Origin of the sequence: Nonomuraea sp. NPDC048826 (genome assembly GCF_043198225.1) — a bacterium.
Lineage (GTDB): Bacteria > Actinomycetota > Actinomycetes > Streptosporangiales > Streptosporangiaceae > Nonomuraea.
Genome location: NZ_JBICUQ010000015.1, coordinates 113,690 through 130,600 on the forward strand (window position 1 = coordinate 113,690; position 16,911 = coordinate 130,600).

At 73.2% G+C, this 16,911-nt stretch carries 14 protein-coding genes; 5 read left to right on the forward strand and 9 right to left on the reverse strand.

The annotated features are described in order from the left end of the window. Window positions 1-50 precede the first annotated feature (50 nt). Together ACGFI7_RS40190 and ACGFI7_RS40195 are read left to right on the forward strand one after the other, a co-directional pair. Window positions 51-926 carry an alpha/beta hydrolase gene (locus tag ACGFI7_RS40190; RefSeq protein WP_393414569.1) on the forward strand — a complete coding sequence of 292 codons (876 nt, stop codon included), beginning with the start codon at window positions 51-53 and terminating at the stop codon, window positions 924-926. Window positions 927-990: 64 nt separating this feature from the next. Next, a complete protein-coding gene (locus tag ACGFI7_RS40195; protein WP_393414571.1) occupies window positions 991-1,896 on the forward strand; it encodes a serine hydrolase in 906 nt (301 codons plus the stop codon). A gap of 55 nt (window positions 1,897-1,951) precedes the next feature. Here the strand turns inward: ACGFI7_RS40195 and ACGFI7_RS40200 are convergent, their stop codons facing one another. From ACGFI7_RS40200 to ACGFI7_RS40230, 7 genes are read right to left on the reverse strand one after another with little or no spacing between them, the layout of a single operon-like run. Next, a complete protein-coding gene (locus tag ACGFI7_RS40200; RefSeq protein WP_393414574.1) occupies window positions 1,952-3,460 on the reverse strand; it encodes an MFS transporter in 1,509 nt (502 codons plus the stop codon). A gap of 35 nt (window positions 3,461-3,495) precedes the next feature. After that, window positions 3,496-6,390 (reverse strand): BTAD domain-containing putative transcriptional regulator, encoded by a 2,895-nt coding sequence (locus ACGFI7_RS40205; protein WP_393414577.1) that lies wholly within the window; start codon window positions 6,388-6,390, stop codon window positions 3,496-3,498. Window positions 6,391-6,432: 42 nt separating this feature from the next. Further along, entirely contained in the window at window positions 6,433-7,155 is a 723-nt protein-coding gene (locus tag ACGFI7_RS40210) for a hypothetical protein (RefSeq protein WP_393414580.1), read from the reverse strand. Window positions 7,156-7,201: 46 nt separating this feature from the next. Further along, on the reverse strand, window positions 7,202-7,864 hold the full coding sequence (locus tag ACGFI7_RS40215) for a DUF998 domain-containing protein (RefSeq protein ID WP_393414582.1): 663 nt from the start codon (window positions 7,862-7,864) through the stop codon (window positions 7,202-7,204). Then, entirely contained in the window at window positions 7,861-9,078 is a 1,218-nt protein-coding gene (locus ACGFI7_RS40220; protein ID WP_393414585.1) for a glycosyltransferase, read from the reverse strand. The genes ACGFI7_RS40215 and ACGFI7_RS40220 overlap by 4 nt, the downstream gene beginning before the upstream one ends. A gap of 22 nt (window positions 9,079-9,100) precedes the next feature. Next, complete coding sequence (locus ACGFI7_RS40225; RefSeq protein ID WP_393414588.1) at window positions 9,101-9,925, reverse strand: DMT family transporter; 825 nt, start codon at window positions 9,923-9,925, stop codon at window positions 9,101-9,103. 38 nt (window positions 9,926-9,963) lie between these two features. After that, window positions 9,964-10,611 (reverse strand): DedA family protein, encoded by a 648-nt coding sequence (locus ACGFI7_RS40230; RefSeq protein ID WP_393414591.1) that lies wholly within the window; start codon window positions 10,609-10,611, stop codon window positions 9,964-9,966. A 363-nt stretch (window positions 10,612-10,974) separates the two neighbouring features. Between ACGFI7_RS40230 and ACGFI7_RS40235 the strand changes: the two genes are divergently transcribed. Then, on the forward strand, window positions 10,975-12,228 hold the full coding sequence (locus tag ACGFI7_RS40235; protein WP_393414594.1) for a sensor histidine kinase: 1,254 nt from the start codon (window positions 10,975-10,977) through the stop codon (window positions 12,226-12,228). 75 nt (window positions 12,229-12,303) lie between these two features. Continuing rightward, a complete protein-coding gene (locus ACGFI7_RS40240) occupies window positions 12,304-13,317 on the forward strand; it encodes a hypothetical protein (RefSeq protein ID WP_393414597.1) in 1,014 nt (337 codons plus the stop codon). Here ACGFI7_RS40240 and ACGFI7_RS40245 read toward each other — a convergent pair. After that, complete coding sequence (locus ACGFI7_RS40245) at window positions 13,225-13,866, reverse strand: VC0807 family protein (RefSeq protein WP_393414600.1); 642 nt, start codon at window positions 13,864-13,866, stop codon at window positions 13,225-13,227. The two genes, ACGFI7_RS40240 and ACGFI7_RS40245, sit on opposite strands and share 93 nt — an antisense overlap. A 218-nt stretch (window positions 13,867-14,084) precedes the next feature. After that, on the reverse strand, window positions 14,085-14,744 hold the full coding sequence (gene leuE, locus ACGFI7_RS40250; RefSeq protein ID WP_393414603.1) for a leucine efflux protein LeuE: 660 nt from the start codon (window positions 14,742-14,744) through the stop codon (window positions 14,085-14,087). A gap of 133 nt (window positions 14,745-14,877) precedes the next feature. On the opposite strand from leuE, the gene ACGFI7_RS40255 reads away from it, so the two are divergent. Further along, window positions 14,878-16,725, forward strand: a complete 1,848-nt coding sequence (locus tag ACGFI7_RS40255; RefSeq protein WP_393414606.1) for a M14 family zinc carboxypeptidase — start codon at window positions 14,878-14,880, stop codon at window positions 16,723-16,725. Window positions 16,726-16,911: the final 186 nt, after the last annotated feature.

The window sequence follows — 16,911 nt, forward strand, 5'->3', positions numbered from 1 at the left end:
CAGGGCCCGCGGCGGCCTCCCGCCGCGGGCCTCTCCTCCACACTGGAGGAATGAGGATGGAGTTCGCCGCTGACAGCGTGACGCTGGTCGGGGACCTGCGGGTGCCCGACGGCACGGGGCCGCGCCCCGCCCTGGTCTTCACCGGCCCGTTCACCGGCGTGCGCGACCAGGTGACCGGCCTTTACGCCGAACGGCTGACCGCGCGCGGGTTCGTCACCCTGGCCTTCGACCACCGCAACTGGGGCGAGTCGGGCGGCGAGCCGCGCTGCCACGAGGACCCCCAGGGCAAGCTGCACGACCTGCGCGCGGCGGTGTCGTTCCTGCGCTCGCGGCCGGAGGTCGACGGGGAGCGGATCGGCGCGGTCGGCATCTGCCTGGGCGGCGGCTACGCGCTCAAGTTCGCCGCCTTCGACCCCCGGGTCAAGGCGTTCGCCGGGATCGCGGGCGCGTACAACAACCCGTACGCGATGCGCGCGGGCATGGACTACCAGGCGGCCCTGGCCTCCTTCACCGAGGCGCTGGAGCGGCAGGACCAGGGCGGGCCGGTGGCCTACCTCCCGGTGGTGGCCGAGGAGGGCGAGGCCGCCATGCCGGGTGAGGAGCCGTACGCCTACTACGGCACCGGCCGTTCCGCCTCGGCCCACTGGGCCGACCGGGTGACCAGGGCGAGCGTCCGCGAGCTGATCACGATGGACAACATGATGGGCGCCGACTTCCTGTCGCCGAAACCGGCGCTCATCGTGCACGGCGTGGTCGACCGGTTCTGCTCGCCGGAAGGCGCGGAGGAGGCGTACAAGCGGCTGGACGAGCCGAAGAAGCTGGTCTGGCTGGACGCCAGGCAGCACATCGACCTGTACGACCAGGAGCCGTACGTGACCCAGGCCGTGGAGGCGACGGCGGAGTTCCTGCACGAGCACCTGGTGTGACACATGCGATAGATGGGCACAAGATCCCTCGAAACCCCCAAGGTAGACACCTCGGGGGTTCGGCATGCGAGGGACACGAAAAGTCGCGGCGGGGGTGGTGGTCGCGGCGCTGGCGGCCGGCTGTTCGGGAGCGGTCGCGCCCGACGCGGCCGGACCGGCGGACATCGTGGTGCGGTGCCTGATCACCGTGCCCGACGAGGCGGGCGCGGCGGTGGTCAAGGCCAGGCTGGTGCGCGAGGTGGACCGCTACCTGTCCCGGCAGCCGGGCCGCGTCGTCTACGCCGCGCACGACCTGAAGACCGGCATCAGGCTCGGCCGGGGCGCGCGCGAGCACGACATGATCACCGCGAGCGGCGCCAAGGTCGACATCCTCATGGCGCTGCTCACCAAGCGGGGCCGGCTCGGCACCGCGGAGCGGGACCTGGCCACGCTGATGATCCGGCACAGCGACAACCGCGCCGCCGACGCGCTGTGGTGGCGGGCGGGCGGCGGCGCCGGGCTCGCCGCCTTCTACCGCGCGGCCGGGCTGCGCGAGACCGTCCCCGGTCCCGGCCGCTACTGGGGCGGCACCACCACCAGCCCCGCCGACCGGCTCGAACTGCTGCGCCTCCTCGTCGAGGGCGGCGGCGGGCTCAGCACCGCCGACCGGCGGCTGGTGCTCGGCCTCATGGCCCGCGTCCACCGCGAGCAGGCGTGGGGGGTGAGCGCCGCGGCCAGGCCCGGCGACCGGGTGGCGCTCAAGAACGGCTGGACCCCCCGGCCCTTCGTGCACAACACCTGGGCGGTGACCAGCTACGGCCGCGTCACCGGCCCCGGCAGGGACCTGCTGCTGGCGGTCCAGACCGATCGGCAGCCGAACCACGGCCGCGGCATCCAGGCCATCGAGGGGCTGTCCCGGCTCATCGGCTCCCGCCTGGAAGCCCTGTCGCCGTGGCGCACCCGCGCCTGCGCCGCCCAGGCCACCACCTGACCGTGCTTCCCGGGGCTCAGCGGGGCTTCCCGGGGCTCAGCGGGGCTTCCCGGGCTCAGCGGGCGTGGGCGAGGTCCTCCTCCGGGATCACCTTGGGCACGCCGCGCAGCCCCACCAGCGCGAGCGCCGCCACCACCAGCAGCATCACCGACGTGACCAGCGCCGTGACGTTCACCGCCTGCACGAACGCCTCACGCGCCGCCGTCACGAGCACGCCGGCCCGCTCGGCGGGCAGCGACTCGGCCACGGCCAGCGCCCCGGCGATCGACTCGCGCGCCGCCTCGCCCGGCACCCCGGCGGGCACCACCAGGCGTCCGGCGTAGGTGCTGTTCAGCACCGTGCCGAGGATCGCGATGCCGAGCGCGCCGCCCAGCTCGAACGAGGTCTCCGAGACCGCCGCCGCGGCCCCCGCCCGGTGCCTGGGCGCGGTGGCCAGCACGTTGTCGTTGTTGACGGTGAACGCCAGCCCGATGCCCATGCCGCCCAGCACCATGAAGCACGCCATGACCGGATAGCTGAGCTCCAGGCCGAGCGTGGAGTAGTAGGCGAACGAGCCCGCGTTCATCAGCAGGCCGAGCGCCACGACCCCGTTCCTGCCGATGCGGTGCACCAGCGGGCCGGCCAGCACCCCGCCGATCGCGCCGCTCAGCCCGCCCGGCAGGCCCGCGAGCCCCGCCTGCAGCGGCGACCAGCCCAGCACGAGCTGGAGATACCAGGCGAAGATCAGCGACATGGCCATCATCGTGAAGATCGCCAGCAGGTTCGTGCCGATGGAGGCGGAGAACGCGCGCCGCCTGAAGAGCCGCACGTCGATCAGCGGCTCCGCCAGCCGCGTCTGCCGCCAGACGAACACCACCAGCCCGGCGATCCCCAGCACCCCGGCCACCTGCACGTCCACGTGCGCCAGGCCCTGGTCGGCGGCCTCCTTGATCGCGTAGATGACGGCCACGATGCCGAGGAACGACAGCGCCACGCTGAGCGGGTCGACGCGCCCCGGCTCAGGGTTGCGCGACTCGGGCAGCACCCGCACGCCGGCGACCACGATCAGCGCCATGATCGGCAGGTTGATCAGGAACACCGAGCCCCACCAGAAGTGGTCCAGCAGCAGCCCGCCGACCACCGGGCCGAGCGCGAACCCCGCGGCGCTCATCCCGCTCCAGACGCCGATGGCCGTGGTGCGCTCCGCCGGCTCGGTGAACACGTTCCTGATGATCGACAGCGTGGACGGCATGATCGTCGCACCGGCCACGCCCAGCAGCGCCCGTGCCGCGATCAGCAACTCCGGGTTCGGCGCGTACGCGGTGATCGCGGAGGCCACCGCGAACGCGACCGAGCCGATCAGCAGCAGCCGCTTGCGCCCGACGCGGTCGCCCACGTTGCCCATCGTGATGAGCAGGCCCGCCAGCGCGAACCCGTACACGTCCCCGATCCACAGCAGCTGCGTGGAGGAGGCGCCGAGGTCGGCGACCAGGCGGGGGAGCGCCAGATGCAGGACCGTGAGATCCACGGACAGGAGGAGGGTGGCCAGGCAACAGATCGCCAGGCTGAGCCATTTCTTCGTCATGCGGCCCACGGTCGCGGCGTCCGCTGACCACGGGCCTACCGTCCGCTGACCGCCCGCGTCACCGCCGTCAGCCCGGCCATGATCCGCTCCCTCAGCTCGTTCATGCTGTACCAGGCCTGGGGGCACTCGTCGCGGGCCTGCTCCAGCCAGGCACGGGCGCCGGCCGGATCACCCGACGCCAGCGCCACCTCGCCCAGGCCGCAGTGCGCCCAGGCCAGCATCTCGGGCGAGCCCACCCGTCCGGACAGGTCCGCCGCCGACTCGTACGCCGCCCGCGCCGCGTCCAGCTCGCCGGTACGGGTCAGCGCGTCGGCGCGCCGGCACAGGCTCTCCGCGACGTCGGACGGCGCGCCCAGCTCCCGCGCGACCTGCAGCGCCTCGTCCGCCCTGGCCAGCGCGGTGGCGTGATCCCCCTCCTCGGTGGCCAGGTCGGCCAGGCCGGACAGCGCGAGCATGGTGCCCCAGCGCTCACCCAGGCCGCGGAAGGCCGCCAGCGACCGCTCGAACTCCGCCCGCGCCGCGTCCAGCCGGCCCTCGATCTGCATCATGAACCCGTACCCGCAATCGGACAGCGCCGCCGACCAGGGCGACATCGTCACGGTCGCGGCCAGCCGGCGCAGCTCCAGAGCGGTGGACGTCTCCTCGGGCGGGCCGGTGAACATGGCGAGCAGCAAGGTCAGGAACTCCAGCCTGGTCGGCAGGTAGTCGACGGGCAGCGAGGGCCGCAGCCGTTCGAGCCGCTCGACCATCCGGTCGTCGCTCACGCCGGCCCAGGCCGCGACGAGCACGCACATGGCGTACTCCTCCTCCAGGCCCTCCGGCGCGGCGTCGCCGACGCGGTCGAGCAGCTCCGCGCCGAGTGCGGCGCTGATCGTCCGGTGCCCGCGCATCCACCAGTAGCAGGCGCACCGGCCCACCAGCCGCAGCGCCGTGCCGAGCCGGCCCGACTCGGTCGACCAGCGCACGGCGGCGGTGAGCTCGTCGCTCTCCGCGTCCAGCCGGGCCAGCCACTCGAGTTGTTCGGCGCCGCGCAGACGGCCGTCGGCGGCGGTCGCGAGATCCAGGTAGTAGGCGGCGTGCGCCTCCCGCACCGCCTCGGTCTCCCCGGCCTCCTCCAGCCGTTCGGCGCAGAACGCGCGGATCGTCTCCAGCATCCGGTAGCGCCCGTCCACGGCCTCCACCAGGGACTTCTCCGCCAGCGAGAACAGCAGCTCCTCGGGCAGCCCGCACACCCGCTCCGCCGCCTCGGCCGTCGCGCCACCCGCGAACACCGTCAGCCGCCCGGCCATCCGCTGCTCGTCCTCGTCCAGCAGGTCCCAGCTCCACGCCACCACCGCGCGGAGCGTCTGGTGGCGGGGGAGCGCGGTCCGGCTGCCGTGCGCCAGCAGCCGGAACCGGTCGTCCAGCCGGGCCGCCACCTCCGCCACCGACAGCGTGCGCAGCCGGGCCGCCGCCAGCTCGATCGCCAGCGGCAGGCCGTCCATGGCGTGGCAGATGCGGTTGGCCTGCTCGGCGTTGTCCGGCGTGACGGAGAACGACGGGCGCACCGCCGCCGCCCGGTCGGCGAACAGCCGTACGGCCGGATAGCTCAGCGGGTCGGGCGCGTCAGGCGGCGGCAGGCGCAACGGCGCGACCGGCACCAGCACCTCGCCGGTGATGCCCAGCGCCTCCCGGCTCGTGGCCAGCACCCGCAGCCCCGGGCACGACCCCAGCAACGTGTCGGCCAGTCGCGCGACCGCCTCGATCACGTGCTCGCTGTTGTCCAGCACGAGCAGCAGATCACGGCCCGCGAGCGCGGCGACCAGCCGCTCGACCGGCTCCATCCGCGGCAGGTCCGGCCGCTGCCGGTCGCGGATCCCCAGTGCGGCCAGCACCGTGGGCGCCACCTCGGCCTCCCCGGTCACCGGCGCCAGCTGCACCAGGCACACGTCGCCGTCGGCCCGCGCGGCCACCTCCAGCGCCAGCCTGGTCTTCCCGGCCCCGCCCGGGCCTACCAGCGTCACCAGCCGGGAGGCGGCCAGCTCGGCGCCCACCTGCCGCAGCTCCTCGGCCCGCCCCACGAAGCTCGTCAGCTGCGCCCGCACCCCGAGCTTGACCCCGTCACCCCGCCCGGGGGACCCGCTCGGGACCGCCGGCTTCCCCGCCGGGGCGGGCTCGGCGTCACGGGGCTCGCCCGCTCCCCAGCCGGAGGCGGCGACGCCGAGGGAAGGGTCGGCGCGGAGCACGGCCAGGTGGGCCGCCGCGAGCTCGGGGCCCGGCTCGATGCCGAGCTCCTCGTCCAGGATGCGCCGCCCTTCGGCGTACGCGGCCAGGGCCTCCGCCTGCCGGCCGCTGCCGTACAGGGCGCGCATGAGCTGGGCGCGCAGCCGCTCGCGGAGCGGATGGTCGGCGACCAGCCGGCGCAGCTCGGCGACCAGCTCGCGGTGCCGGCCCAGCTCCAGATCCGCTTGCGCCCGGTCCTCGACGGCGGCGAGCCGCAGCTCCGCCAGCCGGGCCGCCGCCGCGCCCGCGTGCGGCGCGTCGGCCAGCGGCGCCCCCCGCCACAGCTCCAGCCCTTCCCGCAGCAGCGCCGCCGCCTTCCGCGCGTCGCCGGCGCCCAGCGCGTGGCGTCCCTCGGCGGCCAGGCGCTCGAACCGGCTCGCGTCCACGTCCACCGGATCGGCCGCCAGCCGGTAGCCAGCGGGATGGAACTCGACCCGGTCGCGCCCCAGCGCCCTGCGCAGCCGCGACACCTGCGACTGCAGCGCGTTGGCCGCCCCTTCCGGCGGGTCCTGCCCGTACAGCCCGCTGACGAGCCGGTCGGCCAGGACCACCCGGCCCGGCTCCAGCGCGAGCAGCGCGAGCAGCGCACGCACCCGGGGACCGCCGACCGGGATGCCGGTGCCGTCGTCACCCAGCACCTCGGTGGGTCCGAGGATCACAAAGCGCATGCCCCGATTATCGCGGGCGGGACGGCACTCCGAGCGCGTCGGTCATCGGCCGTGAACGCCCGCCACGACCCCGGCGGCCAGCGCCGTCGCGTGCCGCCCGGCGGGGCAAGGCCGCACCCCGGCCCCGAACGTCAGATGGGGTTCGCCGTCCTGGTTGGCCCGGACCAGGTCGATCCGCACCTCGTCCCCGGTCTCCCGGTCCAGCCGCCGCGTCACCGTGAGCGGCGGGTCGGCCTTGAGCGTGCATTCCAGCGCCTCCGTGACGGCCTCGCCGGGCCGGGTCCGGCGCAGCGTGTTCCGGATGAGCCCCTCGGTGGCGTCGTGCGCCTGCAGCAGCAACGTGATCCGGGCCACCGCGTCCGCACCGGTCACGATGGCGAGCAGGTCACGGACCGCCGCGTCGGCCTCCGGGGTCTCCTCGCCGGACAGGTAGCCGGGCGCGGCCGCGCGCACGGCCGCCGCCAGGCCCGCGTCGTGGATGCCGAGGGCGTGGCCGAGCACCGTCACGGGGACGCCCTCCCAGCGGCCGTCCCGCTCCCGCGTCTCCTTCTCGGCGGCGTCCCTGAGCGCGTCCGGGTCGACGGCGGCGAGCAGCTCCTCCAGCCGGCGCCGCCGCCGCGCGTGCGCCTCCCCGGTGCTGAAGCGGGAGGTACGGGCGCGCAGCCAGGCGAGCGTGCCCTCCGGCGCGTCCTGCCTGACCGGCGGCGGGATGTAACGGGTGTCGGCGAGCACCGCGAGGGCCTCGGCATGACGGGTGATGACCATGCGGCCACGCTAGACCGGAAACCCTTCGGCCCCGGTCGAAGTGTCGTCAGGCGGCCAGGCGCTCGTGGCGCTTCTCGGCCGCGGGCTCCACGGCGGGGACGGCCACGGCGGAGGGCCGCGTCGTCGCGGCCGCCATGACCATCAGCAGCACCATGTCCGCCACCACGAGGGCGCGCTCCAGCAGCCCGTAGTAGCCCGCGCCGCCGATCCACCCCGAGGTGATCGAGGCCGGATGCGCGGCCAGGTAGACCGCCAGCACCAGGGCGGAGGTCACGGCCAGCGCCCGGACCGCGCTCCACCGCGCCAGCCCGGCCCGCCCGCGCGCCAGCGTCCAGCCGGCCACCGGCAACGTGGTGAAGACCACGGCCGCCGACCATCGGTGGATCTCCCCGGTGAGCGACTTCAGCTCGGCCGCCGCCGGGTCCGTCGGGAAGATCGCGCTGAGCATCAGCCCGGCCGCCGCGGCCAGCAGCAGCACCCGGGTCGCCGCCGTGCCCCGCGGGTCGGACGAGACCATCCCGTACGAGAGAGACACGCACGCCACCGCCAGCGCGAGCATCCCGAGCAGCGTGGGCGGCATCCCGCCGGGCACCAGCGCGTAGTCGCTGAGCAGCGGCTGGGCGGGCAGCGCCAGCTCGGCGTAGCCGAGTGCGCCGGCGGACGTCAGCGCCGCCGTGACGGTGACGGCGGCCGTGGCACGTGAGGTCATCTGGTCACCTCGTCATAGATCTGCTCGAACCGGGCGAGCGAGGCCCGGTGGTCGTGGGTGAGCGCGAGGTCGCGGCTGGCCAGGCCCATCCGCGAGCGCAGGTCGTCGTCGGTCAGCACGGCGGTCAGGTGACGGGCCAGGGCCTGCACGTCCCGCGGCGGGAACAGGAAGCCGTTGTCGCCGTTCACCAGGTGCGGCAGCGCCATCGCGTCGGCCAGCACCACGGGCAGCCCGGTCGCCATCGCCTCCAGGGTGGCGATGCTCTGCAGCTCGGCCACGCTGGGCATGGCGAACACGTCGGCGGCGGCGAACGCCTGCGGCATGCTCTCGTCGGGCACGAACCCGAGGAAGGAGACGCGCTCGCCCACCCCGATCCGGGCGGCGAGCTTCTCCAGCGACTCACGCTGGTTGCCGCGGCCGACGAGGGCGAGCTGGGCGTCGGTCCCGTTCAGCACGTACGGCATCGCCCGGATGAGGTCGTCGAGCCGCTTCTCCTCGTCGAGCCGGCCGACGAACAGCACGGTCGGCCGGTCCGGCAGGCCGAACAGCTTGCGCGCCCACGCCTTCGGCTCGGCGTGCGGGCGGAACCTGGCCAGGTCGATGCCGCAGGAGACGGCCTCGACCGGATGGTCGAAGCCCTGGTCCGCCAGGAGTCCGGCGGCCAGCGGGGTGGGCGTGGTGACGCGGTCGGCCTTGCCGAACACGCGGCCGAAGTCGCGCCAGGCCAGCCGGCCCGCGCCCGCGCGCAGCCGGGCCGGGACGTGGCCGAACTGGAAGAGGTTGTCGGGCATGAAGTGGTTGGTGGCCACGATCGGCACCCCGCGCCGGCGGGCGGCCGAAAGGGCGGCCCGGCCGACCACGAAATGACCCTGGGTGTGCAGCACGTCGGGGTCGACGGCGGCCATCAGCCGGTCCAGCCGCGCGGGCACCGCGACCCGCATCGTGGGGTGCACGACCAGCGGCGCCGAGCGCAGCCGGTGCACGATCACGCCGTCGACCACGTCGGCGGACGCCGGGCCGAGGTCCGACTGGCACACCACGTGCACCTCGTTGCCGCGATCGGCGAGACCGGTGGCGAGCCGGTGGGTGAAGTAGGCCGTGCCGTTCACGTCCGGCGGGTACGTGTCCGTGGAGATCATGATGCGCCGGGGCCGCTCCGGGACGGGGGAGAGGCCGGCGTCTGGGCTGGTGGTGCGGCGCAGGGGCATCGCCATGGTGAGTGACTCCTCAGATTTTCTAGACAGTCGTCCCGGCCCGGGGAGGCCGGTTTTCCAACGGGGTCGTACGAGCGAGCGCGACGGTCCCGGCGGTGGCCAGCGCCGCCGCCGCGATCGGGGCGAGACCGGTGGGAAGCGGCTCGCCGAGCAGCAGCGCGCCGAACGCCACCGCCGTGAGCGGGTCGGCGATCTGCAGCGCCGCGAAGGAGACGCCGAAGTGGCCGACGGCGTAGGCGCGCTGCAGCATCATCAGCGCCAGCAGCGCGGGGACCGGGAGGGCCAGCAGGTAGGCCCAGTTCCAGCCGCCGTCCACCAGCACCCGGACGAGCGTGGCGGTGGCGCCGTACAGGACTCCGGAGGCCGTGGCCAGCAGCGCGGCCCGGCCCGCCGGACCGGCGAGCCGCGAGCCCGCCCACAGCAGGACGGCCGCGGCGCCGGAGACGCCGAGCAGGGTGAACAGCTCCCGGAGGTCGAGCCGGACCGGCCCGTCCGACTCGGGCACCAGCAGGACGAGGCCGATCAGCCCCGCCGCCACCACGGCCGCCGCGCCCAGCTCGGACGTGCTGGGCCTGCGGCCGTGCAGGGTGGCCGCGATCGGCAGCGCGAACAGCAGGCTGGCCACCCCCATCGGCTGGACCACGGTGAGCGGGCCGAGGCCCAGCGCCACGATGTGGAGCCCGCCGCCGGCCAGGATCGCGGCCCCGCCGAGCAGCCAGCGTGGCCGCCGCAGCAGCGCCGACATCTTGGGCTGGTCCGTGCCGGCCGCCTCGAACTGCTGCAGCGCGGCTCCCAGCGCGAAGAACAGGGAGCCGACCAGGGCGATCAACGCGGCCGGTACCGTCATGCCCTTCTCCTTTCAAGCCGGATGTTCGCCCGGCAGGGTCAAACCGACGTGTCCGAGGGGAGTCGCGCGGGGGAAACCTGGACGGCGCGCCGCTTGCGCAGCCACCGGACGATCTCCACCACGGCGGTGACGGAGAGCGCGAGGCCCAGCCCGAGCAGCAGGCCCTTGATCGGGTCGCGCTCGAACGCCATCCCGCCGAAGAACCCGATCAGCCCGGAGTAGATCCCCCACGAGGCCGCCGCGATCGCGTCGTAGAACGCGAACGAGCGCCGCGGGTAGCGGACGGCGCCCATGGTGAGCGTCGTCGCGGTCCGCCCGCCGGGGATGTAGCGGGCCACGACCAGCACCAGGCCGCCGCGCTCGGCGAGGGCTTCGCGCGCCCACACCATCGCCTTGCGCTGCCGCAGCCGGCCGCCGCCCTTGTGACCGAGCAGGTAGGAGATGTGGTCGCCGGCGAACGCGCCGAGCGCCGCCACCAGGATCACCAGTGCCAGGTTCGGCTCGCCGGTCGCCGCGAACACCCCGGCGGTGATCACCGAGGTCTCCGCCGGCACGACGGGGAAGAACCCGTCGAGCAGGGAGAGCGCGAACAGCGCCAGATACAGCCATGGCGACGACATCACCTGCTGGAGGAACTCCAGGACGGCGTGCGACATCAGCGTGAACTCCGATCGATAGGCGCGCACTCTCACCCTGGCGGCGAGACATGCCGGTGGACATCGGGGATGTCCCGGGGTCGAACGCGGGCTCTCCCCCTATCGGGGTCAGGGCCCGTACGCTGTGAACCTAGGAACTCGCAGGCCACGGCACATCGGACGATCGGTACGCATCACCCCCGACTTTCGTCAGGGGCGCCGGTACGACCTCCGGCTGACACCCTTCGATCAAAGCGGCCCGCGGGGGCCGGCACATCGGGGCGGGCATCCGAGTTCGTGGTGGTGCTAGCCCCACCACCGGCGGGGGAGTGCGATCCACCCGACTTTCGTCAGGGTCCGCGGTAGACCATCGGAGGCAGCGAGTCTTCCCAGGTGGCGGATAACGTCGTGGGCGTGAGGAGATTACGCCGCGACGACCGTCGCCAGGTGTGCCGGGACGCCGTCCTGTGGGCGCTGCTGGCGATCTCCGCCATCGCCATGGGGCCCGACCCGCTGCGCGACCTCGGCGCGTTCGGCGCCGTGACAGTGCCGCGGCTGGCCCTGACGGCGCTCGCCGTGCTGGTCGGCCGCCCGTGGCCGCTCGCGGCGGTGGTGCTGCTGCTGCCGCTCGGGCCGTGGGACTTCACCCACGCTCTGGCCACCTCCAACGTCACCTGGCTCCATCCGGGCGCCACCGGGGTCAAACTCTTCCCGTTCGGGCCGATCTCGCCGTTCTCGATCTGGTACGCCTATCTCGCCGGACGCCGCCTGACCCGGGTGCTCCCGGCGGTGGCGGTGGGCGGCGCGATCACCCTGGCGGGCGTGGGGCTCGTCCTCGCCGGGGGCGCCACCCCCGGCCTGTGGATCACCATGCTCAGCGGCCTGATCGGCACCTTCCTGATCCCGTACCTCCTGGGCGCGGTGCGCAGCCGCATGGCGCACCAGCAGCGTCAGGCACGGCAGGCGGCCGAGGCGCAGGCGCGGCTGCGCGAGCGGGCCAGGATCGCCCGCGACATGCACGACTCGCTCGGCCACGACCTGGCGCTCATCGCGGTCCGCGCCGCCGGTCTGGAGCTGTCGCCCACCCTGGTGCCCGCCCACGCCCGAGCGGCGGGCGAGCTCCGCGCCGCCGCCGCGGCCGCCACCGAGCGCCTCCACCAGATCATCGGCGTCCTCCGCGACGACACCGACCCCGCCCCCCTCACCCCACCGCCCGGCCACCCCGCCCCCACCCACCGCCCTGACGATCACCGCCTCGCCCCGCTCACCTCACTCACCCGCCGTCCCGATGACCATGCTGGCGGCGGGCCGTCCGTCCAAGGAGATGCCGGGTCTTCCGGAGACGTGGTCGCCACGGTCGAGCGGGCCAGGGCCTCCGGGCTGGCGATCACGTTGCGGCTGGAGGAGCCGCTCCCCGCCCTGGCACACGCCCTGGTGCGGGAGGGCCTGACCAACGCCGCCAAGCACGCGCCGGGCGCCGCCGTCCAGGTCGCGGTCACCCCGCACCGGGTCGTGGTACGCAACGGCCCGCCCACCCGAGCCGCCCAGATGACCGCGTCCGGCGGCCTCGGGCTCACGGGCCTGCGGGAGCGGGTGGGACGAGCGGGCGGCACCCTGTCGGCGGGCCCGGCGGACGCAGGCTACGAGCTGGCCGCCGATCTCCCGTGAGCTCCCCCGTACGGGGGAGGCGGATCCCACCACCGGGCGAGGCCCGGAAAGGCAGGACGCAGCAGGCTCGAAGGCATGAACGACACACCGAGAGCCGGCATCGGCCGGATCACCGCGGCGGTCGTGGCCATCGCCGCCATGCTCCCGTACCTCACACTCAAGATCCTCTGGCTGGCGGGCAGCCCGATCGGCGTCACCGACCCGGAGTTCATGGACGACTCGGTGATGGTCGGCATGAACGCGATGACCTTCGGCATGGACGCCGTCGCCGCGATCCTGGCGCTCGGGTTCACCATGCGCTGGGGGATGCGGCTGCCCGCCTGGCTGGTGCTGCTGCCGATCTGGGTGGGCACCGGCCTGCTCGGCGTGATCGTGGTCATGACGCCGCTGGGGTTGCTGCTCCAGGGCGCCGGCCTGTTCGAGGTCGGCGGGCCGATCGAGCCGTGGGTGTACGTCATGGTCTACGGCGGGTTCATCGGGCAGGGCGTCGGGCTGATGGCGGCCTTCGTGCTCTACGCCCGGGACCGCTGGCCGGGGGTCTTCGCCACCGCCGTCGGTCACCCGTACCCGTCTCTGACGAGATCGTTCCAGCGGGTGGTGGCGTGGGGAGCCTTGCTGGTGACGGCGGTCATCGCCGCCGTCCGCTTCTTCTGGGCGCTGGGCGGCCGGGGCGGGCTGCCGCCGCGGGTCGCCGACGCGATGACCGCGGCGGGCGCTGTCCAGCAGGGGTTGAAGGGCCTGCTCGCGGTGGTGGCGGGGGTGGCGCTGGTGGTGCTGGTCCGGGGGCGCGGCCGCCGGCCGTTCTGGCAGCCGCTGGTCGTGGCCTGGCTCGGCTCGGGATCGCTGTTCGGCTGGGGGCTGTACGCGATGATCGTCACGGTGACGGCCGCGCCGCTCAGCGCCGGGGTCACCGGCCTGCCCGACCTGCTGGAGCTGTTCGGCCTGCTGACCGGGATGGCGATGGGGATGTGTGGAGCGTTCCTGCTGGCCGAGCGGTCAGGAGTGCGCGACGTGCAGCCGGCGCAGCAGCCGCTTGAATCCGAAGATCGAGACGGTGATCGCCAGGCCGCTTATCAGGGCCACCGCTGAGGTGCGCAGCACGATGTATCCCTCGAGCGAGCCCGCGAGCGACTCGTAGATCGCCAGCGCGATGCTCAGGCCCGAGTTCATCAGCAGGACGAACGCCCACAACAGGGTGATCCGGGCGAAGAACCTGCGCACCCGCTCGTGCTTGAGCACCGCGTTCGGCAGGTGGATGTAGTCGAGGGTGAGCTTCTCCACGAGCGGCTTGTTCAGCCGCACGGACGCCAGGAAGGCGATGCTGATGCAGATGGTGCCGAGCTCGGGCTGGATGAAGTACCACACCCAGGTGCCGGTCCACAGCCCGATGACCGTGCGCAGGGTGATGGCGGCGGCGGCGAGATACATCGTGGCCGGCACCGGGATCCGCCTGATCAGCCGCCACGCCACGCCCACGTAGACCCATGAGCAGGTAAGGACGAGCGCCCACTGCAACCCGAGCAGCATCATCGCGGCATAGAACACCACCAGTGGCGCGACCACGGCTTCCAGCAACCGGGGGGCGGCCTGACGGGCCAGGGCGGTCAGACGAGGCAGGGTGACAGGAGGGTGGTTCAACGCTTGCTCCGCAGATAGGGCCGACGGGCTGGGACTACCCCGGCTTCGGGCAGACAGGCTTGCCGGACGGACCGCTCGATGTCACCTTGCGGCCACCCTGACACTGTCCGACCTTCGCATCGGGAGGTTGCCGGGCGCTTACCGGTGGCTTACCGTACCTGACCCCCAAGAGCGCGACCGCCTCTTTTGACACGTTGAGAATGGCCGCCCTGTCGCGGTCAGCTCAGCGACGAGGCCGCGAGCGACGCCCCGAACGCGACGAACACCGCGCCGACACCCGAGGTCAGACCCGCACTGAGCCGCCGCCGGGAACGGAACTGGGCGGCCAGGAAAGAGCCGGAGAAAATCAGCGCTGTGAGATAGAGCGCGCTGAACACCTGGATGATCGCTCCGAGGATGAGGAACGACAGCGCGGGCGTGGCGTAACCGGGGTCCACGAACTGGACGAAGAACGACACGAAGAACAGGATCGCCTTGGGGTTGAGCAGGCTGATCGCCAGCGCCTTGCCGAACGGGCGCGGGGCGCGCGCCACCCGCCCGGGGCCGGGTGTGACCGCCGCGGTGACATCCTTGTTCCGCCACGCGCGCCAGGCTCCGCGCATCATCTGGAGCCCCAACCAGGCCAGGTAGACCGCGCCCGCGTACTTCACGATGGTGAACACCAACGGAGCGGAGCGCATCAGTGAGGCGGCGCCGGCGGCGGACAGCAGCATCAGCAGGGTGTCACCGACGAACACCCCGCCCGCCGCCCGGTATCCCTGCCGCACGCCGTGCTGTGCGGCCTGGGCGAGCACGAACAGCGAGTTGGGCCCGGGAAGCAGAATGATCAGAAAAGCGCCGATGACGTACGTCCAGATATCCGTGATGCCGAAGAACATCCCGCCCTCGCTCCAGGCCTGCCTGTGGTGACGCTTCAGATTACCGCCCGCCCGGGACCAGCAGATTTGGGCCTTCCCCCGGGCAAGACGCGTCTTCACTCTCAGTTCAGGCGCGCGTCAACATCGAGCCCGCGTGCCTGAGGAGGACGAGGTGCACCGCCGATTAGTCATCCTTCTGGCCGCCCTGTCCCTGGTCTGCCTGACCGGAGCCACCGGGGCAGGGGCCGCCGCCGAGCCGCCCCCGAACAAGCAGTACCGCGTGCAGGGCCCGTCGAACGCGCAGGAACGCAGCGCGGTCGCGGCCACCGGCGCCGCCATCGACGAGGTGACGGACGAGTCGGTCCTCATCACCGCCACGGAAGCCGAGGTCGCCGCCATCAGGAACCTCGGCTACCGGGTCGCGGAGGTGCCGCGCCCGAGATCCACGTCCGATGCCGCGGTGGCTGACTTCCCGCCATCGGACTCCGCCTACCACAACTACGCCGAGATGATCGCGTACATCGACGACCTGGTCGCCGACCATCCGGGGATCGCGAGCAAGTTCACGTACGGGACCTCGTACGAGGGCCGGCAGCTCGTCGGCGTCAAGATCAGCGACAACGTCGGCACGGACGAGCCGGAGACGGAGGTGCTGTTCACCGCCCACCAGCACGCCCGCGAGCACCTCACCGTCGAGATGGCGCTCTACATCATGGACCTGCTCACCGACGGGTACGGCGCCGACTCCAGGATCACCTCCCTGGTGAACGCCCGGGAGATCTGGATCATGCCGGACCTCAACCCGGACGGCGGCGAGTACGACATCGCGACGGGCAGCTACCGGTCCTGGCGCAAGAACAGGCAGCCGAACAGTGGCACCTCGGCCGTCGGCACCGACCTCAACCGCAACTGGGGCTACAACTGGGGTTGCTGCGGCGGCTCCTCCGGCTCGGCCTCCAGCGAGACCTACCGCGGCCCGTCGGCCGAGTCGGCGCCCGAGGTCAGGGCTGCCGCGAACTGGGTGCGCGGCCGCGTCGTCGGCGGCGTGCAGCAGCTCAAGGCGCACATCGACTGGCACACCTACGGCCAGCTCATCCTGTGGCCGTACGGGTACACGTTCAACGACACCGCGCCCGGTCTCACCCAGGACGACCGGAACGCGCACGCCACCCTGGGCCAGAGCATGGCCTCGACCAACAGCTACACGCCGCAGCAGGCCAGCGACCTCTACATCACGGACGGCTCGATCGACGACTGGATGTGGGGCCAGTTCAAGATCTTCAGTTACACGTTTGAGATGTACCCGACCGGCTCCAGCCCGGGCTTCTACCCGCCGGACGAGCAGATCGTGCCGCAGACCACCCGCAACAGGGAGGCGGTGCTGCGGTTCCTGGAGTACTCCGACTGCGTCTACCGGATCATCGGCAAGGAGGCCCAGTACTGCGGCACCGGCACCCCGCCGACGACCGTCTACTCCGACGACTTCGAGTCGGCCACCGGCTGGACGGCGAACCCGGGCGGTTCCGACACGGCCACCCTGGGCCTGTGGGAGCGCGGTGACCCCGCCGCCACCTCCTCCTCGGGCGCCAAGCAGCTCGGCACCACGGTCAGCGGCAGCAACGACCTGGTGACCGGCCGGCTGGCCGGCAGCTCGGCCGGCGCCTACGACGTCGACGGCGGCGTCACCTCGATCCAGTCGCCGCCGATCACGCTGCCCGCCGGCGGCACGCTCACGCTGTCGCTGTCCTGGTACCTGGCGCACGGGTCGAACGCGACCAGCGCCGACTACTTCCGGGTCAGGGTCGTGGGCAACACCACGGCGACCGTCTTCCAGCAGGCGGGCGCCGCGTCCGACCGCGACGCCGCGTGGAGCGTGGCGTCCGCGGACCTGAGCCCGTTCGCGGGGCAGACCGTGCGCATCCTGATCGAAGCCGCCGACCTGTCCACCGCCTCGCTCGTCGAGGCGGCGGTCGACGACATCCGGATCACGCGGCAGAACTGAGACCGTCCGCGCCCCGCCACCGTCCGTGTGGCGGGGCATCGGAGGCGGTGACGCATTGGGTCTTGTAAGCCCGGGGTGTCAAGGCTACGATCGCGACAACTCTTAGGAAAGTTTACTAACAGATCGGGACCCCCACCGGCTCGCGTCTGCCTCCGCGGGCCGTGCCGTGCGGCTCGCGCTCACCCC

Bases quoted from the DNA above. Each gene is read 5' to 3' on its own strand.
- ACGFI7_RS40190 (WP_393414569.1), top strand. From the start codon at position 51: ATGAGGATGGAGTTCGCCGCTGACAGCGTGACGCTGGTCGGGGACCTG.
- ACGFI7_RS40195 (WP_393414571.1), top strand. From the start codon at position 991: ATGCGAGGGACACGAAAAGTCGCGGCGGGGGTGGTGGTCGCGGCGCTG.
- ACGFI7_RS40200 (WP_393414574.1), bottom strand. From the start codon at position 3,460: ATGACGAAGAAATGGCTCAGCCTGGCGATCTGTTGCCTGGCCACCCTC.
- ACGFI7_RS40205 (WP_393414577.1), bottom strand. From the start codon at position 6,390: ATGCGCTTTGTGATCCTCGGACCCACCGAGGTGCTGGGTGACGACGGC.
- ACGFI7_RS40210 (WP_393414580.1), bottom strand. From the start codon at position 7,155: ATGGTCATCACCCGTCATGCCGAGGCCCTCGCGGTGCTCGCCGACACC.
- ACGFI7_RS40215 (WP_393414582.1), bottom strand. From the start codon at position 7,864: ATGACCTCACGTGCCACGGCCGCCGTCACCGTCACGGCGGCGCTGACG.
- ACGFI7_RS40220 (WP_393414585.1), bottom strand. From the start codon at position 9,078: ATGGCGATGCCCCTGCGCCGCACCACCAGCCCAGACGCCGGCCTCTCC.
- ACGFI7_RS40225 (WP_393414588.1), bottom strand. From the start codon at position 9,925: ATGACGGTACCGGCCGCGTTGATCGCCCTGGTCGGCTCCCTGTTCTTC.
- ACGFI7_RS40240 (WP_393414597.1), top strand. From the start codon at position 12,304: ATGAACGACACACCGAGAGCCGGCATCGGCCGGATCACCGCGGCGGTC.
- leuE (WP_393414603.1), bottom strand. From the start codon at position 14,744: ATGTTCTTCGGCATCACGGATATCTGGACGTACGTCATCGGCGCTTTT.